The sequence below is a fragment of the Paraburkholderia sp. GAS334 genome (genome assembly GCF_050436625.1).
Classification (GTDB): Bacteria; Pseudomonadota; Gammaproteobacteria; order Burkholderiales; family Burkholderiaceae; genus Paraburkholderia.
Genome location: NZ_JBNDMO010000002.1, coordinates 142,674 through 163,451, shown reverse-complemented (window position 1 = coordinate 163,451; position 20,778 = coordinate 142,674). Strand labels below are relative to the sequence as shown.

The following is a 20,778-nucleotide window of genomic DNA, read 5'->3' as shown; positions in this document are numbered from 1 at the left end:
GCGCGCAAGGCCATGCGCATTAGACCTGGCTCACGTGCGTGGCCCGCTGGAAGGCTTTTAACAACGTGCGTTCATCCACGCTCATCCGCGCTCACCCGCGCTTCGCAAGCCATGCATCGACGCGGCCCACAGCCGCCCTCAGCGCGCTTTCCAGTGCCGTTGTCTGCGCCATGCTGCCCCACAGCAGGCGATCGGCACAGAAGGCCTTTAACGGGTCCGGCGCGGTAAAGAAACCGCGTGCGACGCGCTCGTCCATCACGCCATCCTGATACGCGTACGGCAGCTTGCCGGATTGCCAGCGGTCGAGGAAACGGAAGAACAGCGCCGGCAGCATGGCGGTGGCCGCCGGTTCGACGCCGCGTGCGAGGCATTCCGACAGCGTCGGCGCAATGAAGCCGGGAATCTTGGAGAAGCCGTCGGCGGTGACGCGCTGGTTCGTATCCTGGATGAACGGATTGCTGAAGCGTTCCAGCACGACATCGCGATAGCGTTCGAGATCGAGCGGGCTCGGCGTGAGACACGGAATCACGTCTTGCGTCACGTACTCGTACGCGAACTTCTGGATGTCGACGTCGATCGTGCCTTCGTGGATATAGCGCAGCCCGACGAGTGTCCCCGCCCACGCGATGCAGCTGTGCGTCGCGTTCAGGATGCGGATCTTGGCTTCTTCATATGGCAGCACGGACTTGACCAGCTCCGCGCCAACCTTCTCCCAGGCGGGACGTCCCGCACGGAAATTGTCTTCAATGACCCACTGGATGAACGCTTCGCCCATCACCGGGCAGGCATCGTCGAAACCGGTCGCCGCGAGCACGCGTTCGCGGACATCGGGAGTCGGGCGCGGCGTGATGCGGTCGACCATCGAATTCGGCGATGTCGTGTTTGCGTCGAACCATGTGCGAAATGCGGTGTCGCCGCGTCGATCGAAGAATTCGCTCATGCCCGCGTGAAAACGCTCGCCGTTGCTGCGCAGGTTGTCGCAGGTTTGCAGCGTGACCGGGCCGGCGTTGCGCTTCATCCGCGCTTCGAGGATCGCGGCGAGCGCGCCGTAGATCGTCGTGCGGCCGCCCTTGAGGTCGGCGGCGAGGTCGGCGTTGGCGGTGTCGAGATGGTCGTGTTCGTCGAGATAATAGCCGCCCTCGGTCACGGTGAACGCGATGATCTTGCAGGCGGGATCCGAACCGGCTTCGATCAGCCCGGCGAGATCGGCCGACCACGGCAGTACGCGTTCGATCGAGCGGATGGTTTCGTAGGCGCGTTCGCCGTGCGGCGTGACCGTTTCGAGCGTGTAGACGCCGTCCTGCGCGGCGAGCGCCTCGAGCACCGCATTCATGTCGCTGCGGATATTGCCGACCGTGAGCGACCAGCGCGGTTCATCTGCGGCGCGCGCCTCGTTGAGCCGGTGCAGATACCATGCCTGATGCGCGCGATGAAACGATCCCGCGCCGATGTGCAGGATCACCTGGACGTTCGCGTCGCTGCTCATATTCGTCTCCTGAAGACTGGTGCGCACGTCTTGCACGGGCACTTTTTCGATGTGGAGCATTTGCTCTGTGTGTGAACGAATGATCGTATCCGGCGAATCGAAAGTCAAGGCAATGCGGGATGCTTTTTGTGGCGCAGCGCGGCGTGAAAGGCTTTCGCGACCGATGAGGGGGCGGCGTGCAGTGCGCCACATCGGCGACAAACCTTGCTGCTGCGTTGCATCAAATTTGATTTTTTCCGGGTCGGTGGGATTGTCACGCGCGGGTTTTCGCAGGAAGAATGGAATGAAGCGATCCGGCTAGCGAATTCGCTCGATCCGATCAAGGTGTTGATGAAGCCGCGCCAGTTCGCACGCGGTTAACTGGAGAGTGTATGGAATACGTTATCGGCGTCGATATTGGTACGCAGAGCACCAAGGCGCTTCTGGTCGACCGGAACGGGGCGGTAATCGCGCAGCACGCCGCGAGCTATCACCCGGATACGCCGAAACCGCTATGGGCCGAGCAGTGGCCTTCGGTGTGGTTCAACGCCGTGACGGAGTGCATTGCGCGCTGCGTGAGCGATGCGAAAGCGAAGGGTATAGCGGCGCGAACAATCAAGGCCGTGTGCGTGAGCAGCCTGTACGGCGGCTCGGGCATTCCGGTCGATAGCGAAATGCGGCCGTTGTATCCGTGTCTGATCTGGATGGACCGGCGCGCCACCGCAGAAGTCGACTGGGTGCGCAACACGGTCGATCTGGACCGTCTGTACGCGATTACCGGTAACAGCGTCGACAGCTATTACGGCTACACGAAGATGTTGTGGCTGCGTGAGCAGGAGCCGGACGTATGGGCGAATACGCGCTACTTCCTGCCGCCGAACGCGTACGTGATCTATCTGCTGACCGGCGAAGTCGCTGTCGATCACAGTTCGGCGGGCAATATCGGCGGCGTGTACGACATCGCGCGACGCGACTGGTCCGACGAAGCGCTCGACATGCTCGGCATTCCCGCGACGATGATGCCGGAGCGGCTCGTCGATTCGTCGGAAGTGGTGGGCGGCCTGCTGTCGCAGTGGTGCGAACACCTTGGGCTTGAGGCGGGCACGTCGATCGTGGCGGGCGGCGTTGACGCAGCGGTCGCGACGTTCGCTGCAGGCGCGACGCGCGCCGGGCAACACGTCGCGATGATCGGCACCAGCATGTGCTGGGGCTACATCAACCAGAGTGTCGATGCGCGGCATGGGCTCATCAGCATGCCGCACGTGTTCAACGGCATGCAGGATATCTACGTGTTCGGCGGCGCGATCACGGCGGGCGCATCGGTGACATGGTTTCGCGACCAGTTCTGTCAGGCCGAGATCGAAGCCGCACGCGCGACGCCGCACGGCGATCCGCACCGTCTGCTCGAAGACGCGGCCGCGCGCATTCCTGCAGGCTCCGACGGCGTGATGTTCCTGCCGTATCTGATGGGCGAACGTAGCCCCGTGTGGGACGCGAAGGCGAGCGGCGCATTCATTGGACTGAGCCTCTTTCATACGCGCGCGCATCTGTATCGCGCGGTGCTGGAAGGCGTGTCGTTTGCGCTGCAACACAATATCGAAGCCGGCCGCAAAGGCGCGAAATCGCTTGATGACAAGCTGATCGTCGTCGGCGGCGCGGCGCATTCGGATCTGTGGATGCAGATCATCGCGGATATCACGGGTTATCCGGTGTACACGATCAAGGAGGAAGTCGAAGCCGCGATGGGCGCCGCGTTGCTGGCTGCTTTAGGCGCGAAGCTCGTGACGCATGAAGCCGCGCACGAAGGCTGGGTGACGCTCGTGGAACGCGCGCAGCCGGATGACGCGCGAAAGCAGGTGTACGCCGGGCGCTTTAAGGTCTATACCGATCTTTATCCGGCGTTGAAGCCGCTCATGCACCGTCTGCAGCCGACATGAACACGATCTTCGATTTCCCGGACCGCTCGATTCATGTGACGGGCGCGTCGAGTGGTATCGGCCTGTTTTTGTTGAGCGATGCCGCTTCGATGATCAGCGGCATCACTTTGCCGATCGATGGTGGTTATACGGCGCGGTAAGGATTGAAGCCAACGGCTAAAGCACCGTCCGCACGTGCCACAACTCCGGAAACAGCACGACGTCGAGCATCTTGCGCAGATACGGTGCGCCGGTCGTGCCGCCCGTGCCCTGCTTGAATCCGATGATCCGCTCGACGGTGGTGACATGCCGGAAGCGCCATTGGCGGAACGCGTCTTCCAGATCCACCAGCTCTTCGGCCATCTCGTACAGCTCCCAGTGTTGCGACGGATTGCGATATACCTCGAGCCACGCGGCTTCGACCGACTCATCGTGCGCCGTGGGCTGCGTCCAGTCGCGGTTTAGCCGTTCCGGGTTGATCGCGAAGCCGCGTCGCGCAAGAAGACGGATCACTTCGTCATAGAACGAAGGCGCTTCGAGCGTCGCCTGCACTTCGGCGAGCACCTCCGGCCGGTGCGCATGCGGCTTGAGCATCTGCACATTCTTGTTGCCGAGCAGAAATTCCAGCTGCCTGTATTGATACGACTGAAACCCGGACGACGCGCCAAGATAAGGCCGCATCGCCGTGTATTCGGATGGCGTCATCGTCGAGAGCACGCTCCACGCCTGCACCAGCTGTTCGAGAATCCGCGACACCCGCGCCAGCATCTTGAATGCAGGCGGCAGGTCATCGCGATGCACGGAGCCAAGCGCTCCACGCAGTTCGTATAGCGCGAGCTTCATCCACAGTTCGCTCGTCTGATGCTGGATGATGAAGAGCATCTCGTTGTGATCCGGCGAAAGCGGATGCTGCGCCGACAGGATCGAACCGAGCGACAGATAGTCGCCATAGCTCATCGACTGCGAAAAATCGAGTTGCGCTTCGTGCCAGCCTTCCGCGTTTGAAGGCGGAACGTGAGGCGCATGCGCGCCTGCGGCGGCACCCGAAGCACCGGCACCATGCCCGAAGGGACAGCCTTGCGAAGGTTCATCGCCAGGCAACTGCATGTGATCGGTCATTGCGCTCTCCTCAGGTCACCGCGCCGCGCGTCGCGAATTCGGGCGCGCGCCAGATTTCGTTTGCGAGCACATCGCGCAGCGTTTCGACTGCGTCCCACACGTCGACATAGCGCGTATAGAGCGGCGTGAATCCAAATCGCAGCACATGCGGCTCGCGATAATCGCCGATCACGCCGCGCGCGATCAGCGCCTGCATCACTTCATAACCATTCGGATGCTCGAAGCTCGCGTGCGAGCCACGCTGTCTGTGGTCACGCGGCGTGACGAGCGTGAGCGGGAATTCGCTGCAACGCGACTCGACCAGCTCGATGAAGAGATCCGTCAACGCCAGCGATTTTTTGCGGATCGCCTGCATGTCAGTCTGCAGAAACACGTCGAGACCGGATTCGACGAGCGCCATCGACACCATCGGCTGCGTGCCACACAGAAAGCGGCCGATGCCGTCGTCCGGACGATACGTCGGGTTCATCTCGAAGGGCGCGCGATGGCCCCACCAGCCGGACAGCGGCTGCGAAAACGCGTTCTGATGTCGTTGCGCGACCCACACGAAAGCCGGCGAGCCCGGCCCGCCGTTCAGATACTTGTACGTGCAGCCCACCGCATAGTCCGCGTCCGCGCCGTTCAGGTCGACCGGCACCGCGCCCGCCGAATGCGCGAGATCCCACAGCGCGAGCGCACCCGCTTCGTGGATCAGCTTCGTCAATGCGGCCATGTCGTGCATGTAGCCGGTGCGGTAATTCACATGCGTGATCATCGCGACGGCTGTGTCGTCGCCGAGCGCGGCGGGCAGTTCGGACGGATCGTCGATCAGACGTAGCGTGTAGCCGCGATCGAGCTGTTCGATCAGACCTTGCGCGATATACAGATCGGTCGGGAAATTCGAGCGCTCGGACACGATCACGCGACGCTTCGGATCACGCTGGTTCTGCAGCTTCAAAGCCGCCGACAGCAGCTTGAAGAGGTTGATCGAAATCGTATCGGTGACGACGACTTCGTTTTCCGCCGCGCCGATCAGCGGCGCGAGCTTGTTGCCAAGACGACGCGGCAGCGCGAACCAGCCGGCGCTGTTCCAGCTGCGGATCAGCCCTTCGCCCCATTCGGCGGCGATGACGGTCTGCGCGCGTTGCGCGGCGGCTGCCGGCGCCACGCCGAGCGAGTTGCCGTCGAGGTAGATCGTCGCTGCCGGCAACGCGAATTCGTTGCGCAAGGCGGCCAGCGGGTCGGCGCTGTCCAGCGCCAGGGCTTCTTCACGGGTATTCATGGTGGTCCAGTCGAAAGGAATCAGGGTTATTCACCGTCGGGTGCTCAAAGGGCACGCAGCACGGCGCGTACCGGGCTCGCATCGAGCGTCGTGAATTTGAGCGGCAGCGCGATGAGTTCGTAGTCGCCTTCCACGACGGCATCCAGCACGATGCCTTCGAGGATTGCCATCCGGTGCGCGCGGATGCGGTGATGGGCGTCCATCGTTTTCGATTCCTGCGGATCGAGCGAAGGCGTGTCGATACCGATCAGCTGGACGCCACGCGAAGCGAGCAGATCGATCGTCTCCGGCGCGACGGCGCAGAACGCGCTGTCCCACTCGCGTGTCGGCGCGCGTGCGTAGGTGCGCAGCAGCACGCGCGGCGGGAGGCTTTCGTCGAGATCAAGCGCGCCGGCAATATGCGCGGGCGTCACCAGCGGCGCGGCGCCGATGCAATGAATCACCCGGCAGCGCCCGATATACGCATCGAGCGGCACGACGCCGATTGCGGCGCCTTCGGCGTCGTAGTGCAGCGGCGCGTCGGTATGCGCGCCGGTGTGCGGCGATAGTGTCATCCGCGCAACATTCACCGGCGACCCCGCTTCCATGCGCCAGACGCGTTCGATGCCGACCGGCGTATCGCCCGGCCAGACGGGCGTCGCGGGGTCGATCGGCGGGGTGATGTCCCAGAGTCCGTTCATGTCTCCATCGCCATATCAGTCCAATCCTGAAATGATAGGCGTGACGTCGCGAAATGTGATTGCGAAAAAATCACCTTCTTTGACCTGTCCTGGAACATAATTTGAGATAAATGGGAAAGGGAGACCGAATATGAACGCGATCTCGCTCGACGCCACCGATTGCCGTATCCTGGCGGTGCTTCAGCATGAAGGACGGATCAGTAACCTCGATCTGGCAGAACGGATTTCGCTGTCCCCTTCCGCCTGTCTCAGGCGGTTGCGCCTGCTGGAAGAGCAGGGCGTCATCGAACGCTACCGGGCGTGCCTGAACCGCGAGGTGCTGGGTTTCGAGCTGGAAGCATTCGTCCAGGTATCGATGCGCAACGACCAGGAAAACTGGCACGAGCGTTTCGCGGCGGCGGTGCGGGACTGGCCGGAAGTGGTCGGCGCGTTCGTGGTCACGGGAGAAAGCCATTACGTGCTGCGGGTGCTGGCGCACAACCTCAAGCACTATTCGGATTTCGTCCTGAGCCGGCTCTACAAGGCGCCCGGGGTGCAGGACATCCGCTCGAACATCGTGCTGCAGACGCTCAAGGAAGATTCAGGCGTCCCCGTCGAACTGGTGGCGGGCGCGGGCGCAGGTGTGGCGACGGTGAAGTAAAGCCGGCTAAAACCGCTCAGAGCGGCGCGAGGCCGTGAAATTCGCCGTTCTGGAATACGAGCGGCTGGGTGTCGCCCGCCTGCTCGATCACGCCGCAGCGTTCCACTTCGCCGACGAAGATCACGTGGTCGCCTTCTTCATAGCGGCTGCGGTTGTGGCATTCGAACCACGCAAGCGCGCCGTCGAGCACCGGCATGCCGGAGTCGCCGGCCGCGTGCGAGACGCCTTCGAAGCGGTCGCCCTTCACGGTGGCGAAGCGTTTGCACAGATCGAGCTGCGACGCTGCCAGCACGTTCACCACATAGTGGCTGTTCTCCCGGAACACGGGCATCGACGCCGATCGGGTCGCGAGACTCCACAGCACCAGCGGCGGCGCCAGCGAGACCGAGTTGAACGAACTCGCGGTAATGCCGATGAGCTTGCCGGACGCCGCGCGCGTCGTGATGACGGTGACGCCGGTGGCGAACTGGCTGAGTGCGCGCTTGAACGCGTCCTGATCAAAATTGGGCGGGCTCGCGGGCTTCATCGTACGAAGGCTCCGGATGCCGGCCGCGCAATGCAGCCTCGCGCGGGTGCGGAAAGCTGGGCAAGAAGCCAGGCGGGAAGAATTGATTCGAAAGTCATGTAGAAAATTGGCGAATTGCCCCAATTCTATCGGAATCGCGGGCAGGCCAGCCGCGCACCTCTGCCGGCGCACGCAAAAGCCGCTAAGCTCTACAGATTCCGCCGAAATCGCTGCGCGGGCGGTGCGTGTGACGCGGGAACCAAAGGAGTGATCAGATGAGTCAGGCAAGTGAAACCGCCACCCTCGGCGGCGGATGTTTCTGGTGTCTCGAAGCGGTGTATCTGGGTGTCGACGGCGTGAACGCCGTGGAATCCGGCTACGCGGGCGGCCAGGTTGACCAGCCGACCTACGAACAGATCTGCGACGGCGAAACCGGTCATGCGGAGGTCGTGAAGGTCGACTTCGATCCGTCGAAGATCAGCTATCGGGAGATTCTCGATATTTACTTCGCGATCCACGATCCGACGCAGTTGAACCGGCAGGGTAATGACGTCGGCACGCAGTACCGGTCGGTGATCTTCACGCACTCGGATGCGCAGCGCGATACGGCCGGACAGGCGATCCGCGAGATCGCAGCAGAGGGCATCTACGACGGCAAGATCGTCACGCAGGTGCTGCCGCTCGACGGCAATTACTGGCCGGCCGAAGCCTATCATCAGAACTATTTCGCGCAGCATCCGGATCAGGGCTATTGCGCATTTGTCGTCGCGCCGAAGGTTGCGAAATTCCGCCAGAAGTTCGCGCACCGGATCAAGGCGGGTTAATCAGCCCGACGCGTCCCGCAGCCGTTCCCATGCTTCGGCGATGCCCCGGGCCAGTTCGACGCACGTCAGCGGCGCCGAGCCTTCCGCCTTGTTGTTGATCGCGACCAGCACGGGCTGCCCGGCGATCGCGTAGCGCGCGGCCAGTTCGGCGAGCGCGGCGCGTGTCGTCGGGTCTTCGTCGACGAGGCGGTCGAACGGGTCGTACTTCGCCTTCGCCTGCTCGTATTTGAAGCCGCCATGCAGGCTCCAGCGCACGATCAGCGGCCCGGCGGGCGTGCCGCCGTCGAGCAGCGCGAGCGCCGCCGCCTGACGCAGTGGGTCCGGCATCCGCGCATGTATGCCCACGCAGTAACGGATACCCGTCGTACGCAACGCCCGGATGAAACGCGGCGTCAGCAGGCACGCATCGCGGATTTCCACCGCGTAACACGGGCCGCCATCGGGTTGCGACGGGTGCGACGGCAGTGGCGGCAGCGCAGCCAGAAACGCCGCCAGCCGGTCGATGAAGATCGATGGCTCCCCGAGCATCTCGATGGGCAGCGGCGAGATCTGGAACACAAGCGCGCCGGCCTTCGCGCCGAGGCCGTCGAGACAAGGCCGCACGAAGTCGTCGATGGCAATCCGCGCGTTCAGGAAACACGGGTTGAGCGCGACCGGTTCGCCGCGTTCGGCGCGCACGGTGGCGTCGGTCACCGATTGCGGTGCCTTCACGATGAAGCGGAAATGGTCCGGCACCTGTTGCGCGTAGCGGAGGTAGTCGGTGATCGTCAGCGGCGCGTAGAACGACCTGTCGATGCTGACTGTGCGCAGCAGCGGATGCGCGCCGTAGGCGGTAAGGCCGTCGCGGGACAGCTTGCTGTTGCTGTAGTCGTCGCCGTAGACGATGCCGCGCCAGCCCGGAAATGACCACGACGACGTGCCGAGATGCACATGCGAGGGCAGTGCGCCGGCTATGGCGAGCACGTCCGCGGAAGGCTCCGCGGCGAGTACATCGCGGGTGCGGCGTCGGGTTTTGGGTTCTGGCTTCGTGGCAGGTAAAGGCGTGGCGGAAGGCGCCACAACCGGCATCCCAAACAGATCGAACTGCCCGGCGCCGGTTTCGTCGTCATTCGCCTGCGGCGCCTCGTGGACTTCGCCGGTTTCGCCCTCGTCCATCGATTCCTGTACCTGGTTGCTGTAGCGATACGATTGTTTCACCGGACAGGCGCGGCGCGCTGCGGCTGCCCGCCACGGAAGCGCCCGCGCACCGCCCGGCGTCACCGCATCACCGCGACCTGTCGTACATAAAGCGCCGCGACCACGGCAGCGTTTTCGCGCTGCGTCCGGCCTTGCGGCAGACCACCTGATAGATCGATACGTCGTCGTTCTCGAAAGCGTACGCGCAACCCGCCAGATACACGCGCCAGATGCGGAATTTCTCGTCATCGACGAGACTGCGTGCGGCTTCCGCATGCGCTTCGAAGTTCTCTGCCCAGATATCGAGCGTGCGCGCATAGTGCCGCCGCAGGCTTTCGACGTCAACCGCCTCCAGGCCGCTGCGCTGCATCGCTTCGAGCGCGAGGCTGATGTGCGGCAGCTCGCCGTCCGGGAACACATAGCGGTCGATGAACTCGCCGCCGCCCAGCGCCGTCTCGCCGCTGTTGTAGTCGGTCGAGGTGATGCCGTGATTCATCGCGACGCCGTCGTCGACGAGCAGATCGTGGATCTTCTGGAAGTAGCCCGGCAGATTCTTGCGCCCGACGTGCTCGAACATCCCGACGCTCGTGATGCGGTCGAACTGGCCTGCGATGTCGCGGTAATCCTGCAGACGAATCTCGATCTGACCTTCGAGTCCGGCCGCTTTCACGCGCGCCGTGGCGAGATCGAACTGGTTTTGCGACAGCGTCACGCCCGTGCATTTCGCGCCGAACTTCTGCGCGGCACGCAGCACGAGCGCGCCCCAGCCGCAGCCGATATCGAGCAGACGCTGCCCCGGCTGCAACTGGATCTTCGTCAGGATGTGATCGATTTTCTTGATCTGCGCGGTGGCGAGATCTTCATCGCCGTTCTCGAAGTACGCGCACGAGTACACCATGTTCTCGTCGAGCCACAGCCTGTAGAACTCGTTCGAGACGTCGTAGTGATACTGGATGGCCTTCTTGTCCGACGTCTTCGAGTGATTGAAATAACGGCGTACCCGCGCAAGCTTGCCGGCACTCGTGACGGTATTGCGCGCCAGCGAATAGCTGACGTTGATGATGTCCGACAGCTTGCCTTCGATGTCGATCTTGCCCTTCACGTACGCCTCGCCCAGATTGTCGAGGCTCGGTTCAAGCAGATACGGTAACGCTGTCGCGCTCTTCACGTGCAGCGTCACTGCGGGCGCGGCGAACTGCCCGAAGTCGTGTTGCTGGCCGTCCCACAGCACGAGACGTGCGGGCAGGTTGGCCGTGCTTCTTACATCTTCTACCCACTGCGCCAGCTTCTTCTCCCAGAACATGTGATTTCTCCGTGTCCAATGAAATCAAAGCAAAGCCTGTGGATCGCTGCGTGCCGCGGCGTTACTCCGACGCCTGAATGGCGACGCGATCCGGCCGGTCGACGCGGCCGCCAGCAAGGCGTTCCGCGCACCGGCGTTCAATATAGAGTTAAGGCGACAACCGCGCGATCTGCCAGTCGCCGCCGGGTGTGCGCGTGTATAGCAGACGGTCGTGCAGTCGCGACGGCCGGCCCTGCCAGAATTCGATAGCGTCCGGCACAAGCCGGTAACCGCCCCAATGCGGCGGACGCGGCGGGTCATCGCCAAAGCGTGCGCTGAAATCGCGTTCGCGTGCTTCGAGCACTGCGCGGCTTTCAATTACCTGACTTTGTTCGGATGCCCAGGCACCGATGCGCGAGCTCGCTGGACGCGACGCGAAGTACGCATCGCTTTCTGCTTCGCTCGTTTTGACGACGGTGCCCTCGATGCGCACCTGTCGTTCGAGTTCGATCCAGTAAAAGAGAAGGCTGGCGTACGGGTTCTCCGCGAGCGCGCGGCCCTTGCGGCTTTCGTAATTGGTAAAGAAGGTGAAGCCGCGCTCGTCTACGCCCTTGATCAGAACGATGCGTGCCGAAGGCCGGCCGCGACCGTCGACGGTCGCGAGTGTCATTGTGTTCGGTTCGGGGAGCTTTGCGTCGACCGCCTGTGCGAACCAGGTGTCGAATTGCCGGATCGGGTCGCGATCGACATCGGCTTCGTCCAGCGAACCGAGCGAGTAATTCTTCCGGAGTTCGGCGAGGGTCGTCATGTTCTTATGCGAGCGCTACAGTGAGGCCAGTATAGCGAAGGAACGAAATTTCTGCGTTGTGCAGCGTCAACGGGCTACGGAGTCATAGCCGTGCCATAGCCGTGCCGTAGCCGCGTGAAGCGGCCAGGCGGCGTCCGACCTGCAAGCACATGTTCAGGCAGAATACGGGCTTCGCTGTCCAACCCGTTGCAGCCGGTCCCAAGCCGTTTCAGCCCGTCCCAGCCAGTTATCGCCAGGTCCCCGATCATGTCCACGCCGCACGCCACCGCTTCTTCCGACGCCTTGTCCGATGTTACTACCGGCATTGACGGGAGTGAATCCGCCGACCGCGCGCGGCGCTTCGGCGGCGTCGCGCGGCTGTACGGCGCGCCGGCGCTGGCTGCGTTCGAGCGGGCGCACATTGCGGTGATCGGCATTGGCGGTGTTGGGTCGTGGGCGGCCGAGGCGCTCGCCCGTAGCGCCATCGGTGCGCTGACGCTGATCGATCTCGACAACGTCGCCGAAAGCAACACGAACCGGCAGATCCACGCGCTCGACGGCAACTTCGGCAAACCGAAAGTCGAAGCGATGGCCGAACGTATCAAGCTGATCAATCCGCAGTGCGATGTGCGTCTCGTCGAAGATTTTATCGAGCCGGATAATTTCGCTTCGGTGCTGGGCGGCGATGATTTCGACTACGTCGTCGATGCGATCGACAGCGTGCGCACGAAGACCGCGCTGATCGCCTGGTGCGTCGAGCAGAAGCTGCCGCTGATCACCGTCGGCGGCGCGGGCGGTCAGCTGGATCCGACGCGTATCCGCATCGATGATCTCGCGCTGACGATCCAGGACCCGCTGCTGTCGAAGGTGCGCGGGCAGCTGCGCAAGCAGCACGGTTTTCCACGCGGACCGAAAGCGAAGTTCAAGGTGAGCGCCGTCTATTCCGATGAGCCGCTCATCTATCCGGAAGCCGCCGTCTGCGATATCGACGAGGAAGCGGAGCACGTCACGACGTCGCCGGGTCACACGGGCCCGGTCGGGCTCAATTGCGCGGGTTTTGGATCCAGCGTGTGCGTGACGGCGAGCTTTGGATTCGCCGCGGTCGCGCATGTGCTGCGCGCGCTGGCGCAGCAGACGAAGGCGAAGTAGTTTCCGGCGCGAAGCAAGGGCGAAAAAAACGCGGCCATTAAATCAGGCCGCGTCTTTTCATCCGGTCAGTCGAACCCAGTTCAGTTCAGGCGCTCAGTTCAACGCCGCGCTCAGCTTGCGTCGCCACTGCGCGACGAGTTCCGGCTGATGCGCCGCCAGATCGAACACCGACAGCATCGTCTTGCGGCCGATATCCTCGCGGAACGCGCGGTCGCGTTGCACGATCGCCAGCAGATGCTCCAGCGCTTCGGCGTACTTGCGTCGCGCGATGAATGCGTTCGCCAGATCAAAGCGCGCTTCCAGATCGTCTGGATTGCCGGCGACTTTCGCTTCCAGTGCATCGGTGGGCGGCAGGTCGGCGGCAGCATCGACAGCATCGAGCCTCGTCTTGATCGCATTGAAGCGCGCGTCGGTACCTTGCGTCGTTTTCGGCGACAGCAGATCGACCTCGTTGCGCGCTTCGTCGAAGCGATTCTGCGACAGCAGCAGTTCGATCAGGTCCATGCGCGCGTCGTCGTAACCCGGATCGAATGCGAGCGCGGCTTTCAGATGATCGTGCGCGTCGTCGAGCCGTCCTTCGGCGATCGCGATCTGCGCGTTGTCGCGCTCAGCGTCGGCGGAATCGGGAACGAGACGATCGAGAAACTCGCGCAGCTGGCCTTCGGGCAGCACGCCGACGAACTGGTCGATCGGGCGGCCATCCGCGAACGCGATCACGTGCGGAATGCTGCGCACCTGAAAGTGTGCGGCGAGTTCCTGATTCTCATCGACGTTCACCTTCACGAGCTTCCATTTGCCGGCGTACTCGGCTTCGAGCTTCTCGAGCATCGGCCCGAGCGACTTGCACGGGCCGCACCACGGCGCCCAGAAATCGACCAGCACCGGTGCAAGCGTCGAGCCTGCGATCACGTCTTTTTCGAATGTGGCTAGCGTGGTGTCCATTGCGTCCTCGTCGGAAAAACTGTCTCGGGGGAAATTGGGGGCGTTTCTCCCGAATTCAATGCAGGGTCAGTGCGCCTTGCGTTCGGGCAGGGGTATCCATTCAGTTTCGCCCGGCACGTGACCCATTTCCTGATTCGTCCACGCGGTTTTCGCGCGCTCGATCTTCTCACGCGAACTCGCGACGAAATTCCATTCGATGAAGCGCTCGCCGTCGAGTTTTTCGCCGCCCAGCAGCATGACGGTCGCGCCGCCCGTGCTAGCGAGCGTCACCGTTTCGCCGGGTGTGAGCACAGCCATCTGTCCGGCTTCGAGCGTCTCGCCGTCGATCTGCAGATCGCCTTCAACCGGATACACGCCGCGTTCATCGTGTTCCGGTTCGAGCGCAAACGCGCTGCCGGGCGTGAAGCTCGCGGCGACATAGAGCGTGCCCGAAAAGGTCGTCGTGGGCGAAGCGTGACCGAATGCCGTGCCGGCGATCACACGCAGCGTGACGCCATTGCGTTCGATCTCCGGCAACGTGGATGCCGCGTGATGCTCGAACGACGGTTCGTCGTCTTCGTGCGCGAGCGGCATGGCGACCCACGTCTGGATGCCATGCATCGCCTGTTCGCGGCCGCGATCCTCCTCGGGTGTGCGTTCCGAGTGGACGATGCCGCGGCCGGCGGTCATCCAGTTCACGTCGCCGGGGACGATCTTCTGCTCGGAGCCGAGACTGTCGCGATGCATGATCGCGCCTTCGAACAGATAGGTGACGGTCGCGAGGCCGATATGCGGATGCGGGCGCACGTCGAGCCCGACGCCGGGCGCGAGCGTCGCCGGACCCATGTGATCGAAGAAGATGAACGGCCCGATGAGACGCGCGGCCATCGCGGGCAGCACGCGCCGCACGGTGAGGTTGCCGACGTCGCGCAGATGGGGCTTGAGAACCGCTTTGATCGAGGAAGACATGGAGTAGGTTCCTGGCGGGTGCGGTTGAGGGGACAGGTCATTTTAACGCCCGCCCGCGTCGAATGCCGGCTGGAGGGAACGCATGCCCTGGCGCGTGCCACGCGACCCTTTAAAAAGCGCAGGAATGGACATGCGAGCCCGGCGCCACCAGGCGATTTCCGGCGAATGCTCCGCTACACTTCGAGGCTCAGAACAAGAAGGAGGGCAGGTATGTCGCCGAAGGATCTATTACTGGCGCTCGTCGTCGTCGTGGCGTGGGGCGTCAACTTCGTCGTGATCAAGGTCGGTCTGCACGGTGTGCCGCCGATGCTACTCGGTGCGTTGCGTTTCCTGCTGGCCGCCATGCCCGCCGTGTTCTTCGTCAAACGTCCGAAGTTGCCGCTGCGCTGGCTGCTCGCTTACGGCGCGACGATTTCGTTCGGGCAGTTCGCGTTTCTGTTCACCGCGATGTATGTCGGCATGCCGGCCGGGCTGGCTTCGCTCGTGCTGCAGGCGCAGGCGTTTTTCACGCTGCTGTTCGCGGTGATGTTCCTGCACGAGCGCCTGCGCGCGCAGAACCTTATCGGACTGTTGATCGCCGCCGGTGGCCTCGCGCTGATCGGCCTGCAGGGCGGCCATTCGATGACCGTCGCGGGTTTCCTGCTCACGCTGTGTGCAGCGGTGTCGTGGGCCCTCGGGAATATCGTGACGAAGAAAGTCGGCAAGGTCGATCTGGTCGGGCTTGTCGTGTGGGCCAGCCTGATTCCGCCCGTGCCGTTTTTCGTGCTGTCGTATGTCATCGAAGGTCCGCAGCGGATTGCCGCCGCGCTGACGGGCATCGGCGGCGCGTCGATCTTTGCCATCGTATATCTCGCGTTCATCGCGACGCTGCTCGGCTACGGGCTGTGGAGCCGTTTGCTGTCGCGCTATCCGGCGAGCCAGGTCGCGCCGTTCTCGCTGCTCGTGCCGATCATCGGGCTGGCGTCGGCGTCGCTGCTTCTCGATGAGCATCTGTCGTCGGCGCAGATTGCTGGCGCCGCGCTGGTGATGGCCGGACTTGCGGTGAATGTGTTCGGCGGATGGGTCGTGCAGCGCTTTGCATCAGCACGCTGACGGGCTAACAGGCGAACCCACGCTCGCACGTTCGATGCTCCATCGTGCGCAGGCGTACTGCAAAAAAAACGGCTGCGCAGAGCAGCCGTTTCCACACAACGCGCGGTATTAGACCGAACGCCCTACGTCATCCGGTTCTTCGCCAGCGGCGGATTCGCGGCGAAGTAACGCTTGATGCCCGTCATGATCGCGTCGGCCATCCGGTCGCGATAGGCGTCGTCGTTCAGGCGCTTCTCTTCGTCCGGGTTGCTGATGAACGCGGTCTCGACGAGGATCGACGGAATATCCGGCGCCTTCAGCACGGCAAACCCCGCCTGTTCGACCGATCCCTTGTGCAGCTTGTTGATGTCGCCGATTTCCTTCAGCACGAAGTTGCCGTAACGCATCGAATCGCGAATTTGCGCGGTCGTCGACATATCGAACAGCGCACGGTTCACGCTGGCATCCGCCGACTTGATGTTGATGCCGCCGATCTGGTCCGATGCGTTTTCCTTGTTCGCCATCCAGCGCGCGGCCGCGCTCGATGCGCCATGCTCCGACAGCGCAAACACCGACGAGCCGCGTGCGGAAGGATCGGTGAACGCATCGGCATGAATCGACACGAACAGGTCCGCGCCAACGCGACGCGCCTTCTGCACGCGCACATTGAGCGGCACGAAGAAGTCGGCGTCGCGGGTCATCATCGCGCGCATGTTCGGCTGCGCGTCGATCTTCGCGCGCAGTTTCTTCGCGACGTCGAGCGCGATGTGTTTTTCGTACGTGCCGCCGCCACCGATCGCGCCTGGATCTTCGCCGCCGTGTCCCGGATCGATCGCGACCGTCAGAAGACGAACGGTGCCGCCCTTGCCGGACTTCGGCGCGGTGAACCTGTAGGTATCGTCGGCGCCGTCGTCATCGTCGTTGCCTGCGATGGCGGTGGGCGGCTGCGCCGGCTTCGGTACAGCGGGTCGCGGCACAGGCGTCGGCGTGATGTGCGCAGGCGGCCGCGGCACGTCCGGCGATGGCGTCGACGGCCCGTTGTCCTGCGCGTAACGCTGAAAGAACGCGTCGCTGTCGCCGGGCGTCGGCGTGGTCGCGGCCGGGCCGCTGAGCGTGGCGGGCGGCGCGCTGTTTTCGTTGAGCTTCTGCTCCTTGCGTTCGGTCTGCGCGAGCAGATCCATCAGCGGATCAGGTGCTACGGCCGGATACAGATCGAACACGAGGCGGTATTTATACGTGCCGACCGGCGGCAGCGTGAACACCTGCGGCTTCACCGAACCCTTCAGGTCGAACACCATCCGCACCACATGCGGCTGATACTGCCCAACGCGCACCGACTGGATCTGCGGATCGTTTGGCGTGATCTTCGAGACGAGATCGCGCAGCGCCTGGTCGAGATCGAGTCCGTTCAGATCGACGACAAGCCGGTCTGGACCTTGCAGCAAATGCTGCGCATTCTCCAGTGGCTGGTCCGATTCGATCGTGACGCGTGTGTAATCGCGTGCCGGCCAGACGCGCACGCCGAGCACCGAGCTCGCGAACGCAAGACGCGGCGCGACGAGTCCGAGCACGAGCGTCGACGCACCCGCGCGCAGAATCTGCCGGCGACGCCAGTTATGCGTGGCGGTCGCCGCCGATTCGATCGAGCGGAACGGTTTGATCAACATCTTTCGAGGCATGCCTTTCCTGATTCGCTGAATGCGCGCGCGACGAGAAGGCGTCCTTCGCCCTCCACATCGAGCGAGAAGACGAGATCCGGCACGCCCAGCAGCGCGCCCGCGCGTTGCGGCCATTCGACGAGGCAGATCGCGCCGCTGTCGAAATATTCGCGAAAGCCCGCGTCGGCCCATTCAGCCGGATCGGTAAAACGGTAGAGATCGAAGTGATACAGCTCAAGTTCCCCATCCGGCCGTTCGACCGCGTAGGGTTCGACGAGCGTGTAGGTGGGGCTGCGTACGCGTCCGGTGTGACCGAGCGCGCGCAGTGTCGCGCGAACCAGTGTGGTTTTGCCGGCGCCGAGATCGCCCGCCAACTGCACCTGCAAGCCCTGAAATGCACGCGTGCCGCCGGCTTCAGCGGCGGCTGCGCGCACGCCTCCGATGGCGCTGGCGAAGCGCGCGCCGAAGGCGTTTGTGGCGGCTTCGTCCGCGAGCGCGAAGTGGCGTTCGAGCAGGACGGGAGCAGCGGGCGTGGTGACTTGATCAGGCTGGTCGGGCATTCTCGTAAAATGGCGTGATGAACCGAAGTCCGGAGTCCCCTGAATCCTGCACGCCTGCGTCTCACGACGATGCGCGTGCCATGCGTCATTTCGATGAAGCGGCGCTGGAAGCGCTCGCGCAGCGCATCAAAACGTGGGGCCGTGAACTCGGTTTCAGTGCGATCGGCATCAGCGATACCGACCTCACGGCTGCCGAGGCGGGGCTCGCCGCATGGCTCGAAGCGGGCTGCCACGGCGAGATGGATTATATGGCGAAACACGGTATGAAACGCGCGAGGCCGGCCGGGCTTGTGGCCGGCACGCGACGCGTGATTACCGCGCGAATCGCCTATCTGCCCGCCGGAACGATGGCCGGAAAGCGCGACGAAAGCAATACCGATAACACGTCGAAACTCGCTGAAAGCGCCGCGCAGGCAGGCCCGTACGACTGGCGGGCGGTCGAGCATCAGCGGCTCGCGGACCCGTCGGCGGCCGTTGTGTCGATCTATGCGCGCGGCCGCGACTATCACAAGGTGATGCGTAACCGTTTGCAACAACTCGCGGAAAAGATCGAAGCGGAGATCGGTGCATTCGGCTTTCGCGTGTTTACCGATTCCGCGCCGGTGCTCGAAATCGAACTCGCGCAGAAGGCGGGCATCGGCTGGCGCGGCAAGCATACGTTGCTACTTCAGCGCGACGCCGGCTCGCTGTTTTTTCTCGGCGAGATCTACGTCGACATTCCGTTGCCGACCGACGCTGAAACGACACCTGAACGCGCACCCGAAACGCCCGGCGCGCATTGCGGCAGCTGTACGCGCTGCATCGATGTATGTCCGACGGGCGCGATCGTCGAGCCGTATAAGGTCGACGCGCGCCGCTGCATTTCCTATCTGACGATCGAACTGAAAGGCAGTATTCCCCAGGACTTGCGGCCGCTGATCGGTAATCGTGTGTATGGTTGCGACGATTGCCAGACCGTGTGTCCATGGAACAAGTTCGCGCAAGCGGCGCCGGTCGCGGATTTCGATGTGCGGCACGGACTCGATCGCGCGACGCTCGTTGAGCTGTTTGCCTGGAGCGCCGGAGATTTCGACACGCGCATGCAGGGCAGCGCGATCCGCCGTATCGGTTACGAATGCTGGCTGCGCAATCTGGCGGTCGGCATGGGCAACGCGTTGCGTGCGGACCGTGCGAGTCTTTCGGTCGATGCGCGCGCGGCGATTGTCGAAGCATTGCGTGCTCGCGCTGACGATGCGTCGGCGCTGGTCCGTGAGCACGTGGAATGGGCGCTCGAAGCAGCGTAAAGTAGCGGGATTCCGGCGTGGCATGTGCATCGTGCCGCGCTGTTTGGTCAATCAATGCGGAAACCGTACCTGCACCGTCAAGGAGGCAATCATGTTCAACGCAGTCATGGATGCGCCGTTCGGCAAGGTCGGCATCCGGATCGAAGCGAACGCTGTGCGCGAGATCGTCTATCTGCCCGATTCGGTGCGCAACGTCGAACCCGATTCGCCGCTCGCAAAAGAAGCCGTCGAGCAGATCGAACGCTATTTCGAACGTGCGTCGGCGACCTTCGATCTGCCGCTGGCTGACGTTGGCAGCGCGTTTCAGCGTCGCGTGTGGCAGGCGATCAGCGATATTCCGCCGGGCGTCGTGCGTACTTATGGGCAGGTCGCGAAGCAGATCGGCAGCGCGCCGCGCGCGGTCGGTCAGGCGTGCGGCGCGAATTATTTTCCACTGGTGATTCCGTGCCATCGTGTAGTGGCGTCGGGCGGCATCGGCGGCTTTGCGAATCACGACGACGACGGCTATTTCCGCAAGGTCAAACGCTGGCTGCTCGCACACGAAGGCGTCCCCTACGCATGAATCGCACGACCGGCATGAGTGAAACCGTCCTGGAAGATGCACCCGCCGGGTCGCCGCTATTCATCGCGAGTAACGCGTCCATCGACGCATTCTGCGACGCGCTCTGGCTCGAACACGGCCTGTCGCGCAATACGCTCGATGCGTATCGCCGTGACCTCAAGCTCTTTGCCGGATGGCTCGCGAGCACGCGCAGCGGCTCGCTCGATACCGCAAGCGAAGCCGATCTGAACGCGTATAGCGCGGTGCGGCAGAAGGACAAATCCACGTCCGCGAACCGGCGTCTTTCGGTATTTCGCCGTTATTACGGATGGGCCGTGCGCGAGCATCGCGCGTTGGCGGATCCGACGCTGCGCATCCGTTCTGCCAAACAGCCGCCGCGTTTTCCTTCGACGCTCACCGAAGCGCAGGTCGAAGCACTGCTCGGCGCGCCGGATATCGACACGCCGCTCGGTCTGCGCGACCGCACGATGCTCGAACTGATGTACGCAAGCGGGCTGCGTGTGACGGAGCTCGTCACGCTGAAAACGGTGGAGGTGGGTTTAAACGAAGGTGTTGTGCGTGTGATGGGGAAGGGCTCGAAGGAGCGGCTGATACCGTTCGGTGAGGAGGCGCACGGCTGGATCGAGCGTTATTTGCGTGAAGCGCGGCCCGCTTTGCTCGGCGCGCGTGCGGCCGATGCGCTCTTCGTGACGTCGCGTGCGGAAGGCATGACGCGTCAGCAGTTCTGGAACATCATCAAGCGCCACGCCGCAGCCGCGGATGTGCGCGCGCCGCTGTCACCGCATACGCTGCGGCATGCCTTTGCCACGCATTTGCTGAATCACGGCGCCGATTTGCGCGTCGTGCAACTGCTGCTCGGTCACACCGATATCTCGACGACGCAGATCTACACCCACGTCGCGCGCGAGCGGCTGAAGTCGCTGCACGCGGTGCATCATCCGCGCGGGTGA

20 protein-coding genes and 1 pseudogene are annotated in these 20,778 nt (G+C 63.4%); 9 read left to right on the top strand and 12 right to left on the bottom strand.

The annotated features are described in order from the left end of the window. Nucleotides 1-91: 91 nt before the first annotated feature. Complete coding sequence (gene dalD, locus P3T21_RS04130; RefSeq protein WP_429254660.1) at nucleotides 92-1,486, bottom strand: D-arabinitol 4-dehydrogenase; 1,395 nt, start codon at nucleotides 1,484-1,486, stop codon at nucleotides 92-94. A 371-nt stretch (nucleotides 1,487-1,857) separates the two neighbouring features. On the opposite strand from dalD, the gene P3T21_RS04125 reads away from it, so the two are divergent. Next, on the top strand, nucleotides 1,858-3,402 hold the full coding sequence (locus P3T21_RS04125; protein ID WP_429254659.1) for an FGGY-family carbohydrate kinase: 1,545 nt from the start codon (nucleotides 1,858-1,860) through the stop codon (nucleotides 3,400-3,402). Between the two features lie 62 nt (nucleotides 3,403-3,464). After that, nucleotides 3,465-3,542 (top strand): annotated as a pseudogene (locus P3T21_RS04120) (SDR family oxidoreductase); the annotation flags it as partial. A 16-nt stretch (nucleotides 3,543-3,558) separates the two neighbouring features. Here P3T21_RS04120 and kynA read toward each other — a convergent pair. Genes kynA through kynB form a run of 3 tightly spaced genes read right to left on the bottom strand, consistent with a single transcriptional unit; the run spans nucleotide 3,559 to nucleotide 6,441 of the window. Continuing rightward, nucleotides 3,559-4,500 (bottom strand): tryptophan 2,3-dioxygenase, encoded by a 942-nt coding sequence (kynA, locus tag P3T21_RS04115; RefSeq protein ID WP_429254658.1) that lies wholly within the window; start codon nucleotides 4,498-4,500, stop codon nucleotides 3,559-3,561. A gap of 10 nt (nucleotides 4,501-4,510) precedes the next feature. Continuing rightward, a complete protein-coding gene (gene kynU, locus P3T21_RS04110; RefSeq protein ID WP_429254657.1) occupies nucleotides 4,511-5,761 on the bottom strand; it encodes a kynureninase in 1,251 nt (416 codons plus the stop codon). Between the two features lie 44 nt (nucleotides 5,762-5,805). Continuing rightward, on the bottom strand, nucleotides 5,806-6,441 hold the full coding sequence (gene kynB / locus P3T21_RS04105) for an arylformamidase (protein WP_429254656.1): 636 nt from the start codon (nucleotides 6,439-6,441) through the stop codon (nucleotides 5,806-5,808). A gap of 130 nt (nucleotides 6,442-6,571) precedes the next feature. Here kynB and P3T21_RS04100 point away from each other — a divergent pair, with 130 nt between their 5' ends. Then, the gene (locus P3T21_RS04100; RefSeq protein ID WP_429254655.1) at nucleotides 6,572-7,081 is read left to right on the top strand and encodes an Lrp/AsnC family transcriptional regulator; all 510 of its coding nucleotides are present in this window, start codon (nucleotides 6,572-6,574) and stop codon (nucleotides 7,079-7,081) included. A gap of 16 nt (nucleotides 7,082-7,097) precedes the next feature. On the opposite strand, the gene P3T21_RS04095 is transcribed toward P3T21_RS04100, so the two are convergent. Beyond that, nucleotides 7,098-7,607 (bottom strand): flavin reductase family protein, encoded by a 510-nt coding sequence (locus P3T21_RS04095; protein ID WP_429254654.1) that lies wholly within the window; start codon nucleotides 7,605-7,607, stop codon nucleotides 7,098-7,100. A gap of 254 nt (nucleotides 7,608-7,861) precedes the next feature. On the opposite strand from P3T21_RS04095, the gene msrA reads away from it, so the two are divergent. Continuing rightward, nucleotides 7,862-8,410, top strand: coding sequence for a peptide-methionine (S)-S-oxide reductase MsrA (gene msrA, locus P3T21_RS04090; RefSeq protein WP_429254653.1), 549 nt, complete (start codon nucleotides 7,862-7,864; stop codon nucleotides 8,408-8,410). Here the strand turns inward: msrA and P3T21_RS04085 are convergent, their stop codons facing one another. The 3 genes from P3T21_RS04085 to pdxH all read right to left on the bottom strand — a co-directional run bounded on the left by P3T21_RS04085 (nucleotide 8,411) and on the right by pdxH (nucleotide 11,676). Then, nucleotides 8,411-9,565: a DUF72 domain-containing protein gene (locus tag P3T21_RS04085; RefSeq protein ID WP_429255157.1), complete on the bottom strand. Its 1,155-nt coding sequence runs from the start codon at nucleotides 9,563-9,565 to the stop codon at nucleotides 8,411-8,413. Between the two features lie 109 nt (nucleotides 9,566-9,674). Next, the gene (locus P3T21_RS04080) at nucleotides 9,675-10,889 is read right to left on the bottom strand and encodes a class I SAM-dependent methyltransferase (RefSeq protein ID WP_429254652.1); all 1,215 of its coding nucleotides are present in this window, start codon (nucleotides 10,887-10,889) and stop codon (nucleotides 9,675-9,677) included. Between the two features lie 148 nt (nucleotides 10,890-11,037). Next, entirely contained in the window at nucleotides 11,038-11,676 is a 639-nt protein-coding gene (gene pdxH / locus P3T21_RS04075) for a pyridoxamine 5'-phosphate oxidase (protein WP_429254651.1), read from the bottom strand. Nucleotides 11,677-11,922: 246 nt separating this feature from the next. Between pdxH and tcdA the strand changes: the two genes are divergently transcribed. Next, nucleotides 11,923-12,804 (top strand): tRNA cyclic N6-threonylcarbamoyladenosine(37) synthase TcdA, encoded by an 882-nt coding sequence (gene tcdA, locus P3T21_RS04070; RefSeq protein ID WP_429254650.1) that lies wholly within the window; start codon nucleotides 11,923-11,925, stop codon nucleotides 12,802-12,804. Between the two features lie 93 nt (nucleotides 12,805-12,897). On the opposite strand, the gene trxA is transcribed toward tcdA, so the two are convergent. After that, nucleotides 12,898-13,746: a thioredoxin gene (trxA, locus tag P3T21_RS04065; RefSeq protein WP_429254649.1), complete on the bottom strand. Its 849-nt coding sequence runs from the start codon at nucleotides 13,744-13,746 to the stop codon at nucleotides 12,898-12,900. Nucleotides 13,747-13,812: 66 nt separating this feature from the next. After that, nucleotides 13,813-14,694: a pirin family protein gene (locus tag P3T21_RS04060; protein ID WP_429254648.1), complete on the bottom strand. Its 882-nt coding sequence runs from the start codon at nucleotides 14,692-14,694 to the stop codon at nucleotides 13,813-13,815. Nucleotides 14,695-14,904: 210 nt separating this feature from the next. On the opposite strand from P3T21_RS04060, the gene P3T21_RS04055 reads away from it, so the two are divergent. Continuing rightward, nucleotides 14,905-15,786 (top strand): EamA family transporter, encoded by an 882-nt coding sequence (locus tag P3T21_RS04055; RefSeq protein WP_429254647.1) that lies wholly within the window; start codon nucleotides 14,905-14,907, stop codon nucleotides 15,784-15,786. Between the two features lie 122 nt (nucleotides 15,787-15,908). Here the strand turns inward: P3T21_RS04055 and P3T21_RS04050 are convergent, their stop codons facing one another. Beyond that, nucleotides 15,909-17,444, bottom strand: a complete 1,536-nt coding sequence (locus tag P3T21_RS04050) for an N-acetylmuramoyl-L-alanine amidase (RefSeq protein ID WP_429254646.1) — start codon at nucleotides 17,442-17,444, stop codon at nucleotides 15,909-15,911. Further along, on the bottom strand, nucleotides 17,426-17,983 hold the full coding sequence (tsaE, locus tag P3T21_RS04045) for a tRNA (adenosine(37)-N6)-threonylcarbamoyltransferase complex ATPase subunit type 1 TsaE (protein ID WP_429254645.1): 558 nt from the start codon (nucleotides 17,981-17,983) through the stop codon (nucleotides 17,426-17,428). Before tsaE ends, P3T21_RS04050 begins: the two co-directional genes overlap by 19 nt. A gap of 17 nt (nucleotides 17,984-18,000) precedes the next feature. Here tsaE and queG point away from each other — a divergent pair, with 17 nt between their 5' ends. The 3 genes from queG to xerD all read left to right on the top strand — a co-directional run bounded on the left by queG (nucleotide 18,001) and on the right by xerD (nucleotide 20,778). Next, nucleotides 18,001-19,266, top strand: a complete 1,266-nt coding sequence (gene queG, locus P3T21_RS04040) for a tRNA epoxyqueuosine(34) reductase QueG (RefSeq protein ID WP_429254644.1) — start codon at nucleotides 18,001-18,003, stop codon at nucleotides 19,264-19,266. Nucleotides 19,267-19,357: 91 nt separating this feature from the next. Beyond that, nucleotides 19,358-19,828, top strand: coding sequence for a methylated-DNA--[protein]-cysteine S-methyltransferase (locus tag P3T21_RS04035; RefSeq protein ID WP_429254643.1), 471 nt, complete (start codon nucleotides 19,358-19,360; stop codon nucleotides 19,826-19,828). 14 nt (nucleotides 19,829-19,842) lie between these two features. Continuing rightward, nucleotides 19,843-20,778 carry a site-specific tyrosine recombinase XerD gene (xerD, locus tag P3T21_RS04030; RefSeq protein WP_429255156.1) on the top strand — a complete coding sequence of 312 codons (936 nt, stop codon included), beginning with the start codon at nucleotides 19,843-19,845 and terminating at the stop codon, nucleotides 20,776-20,778.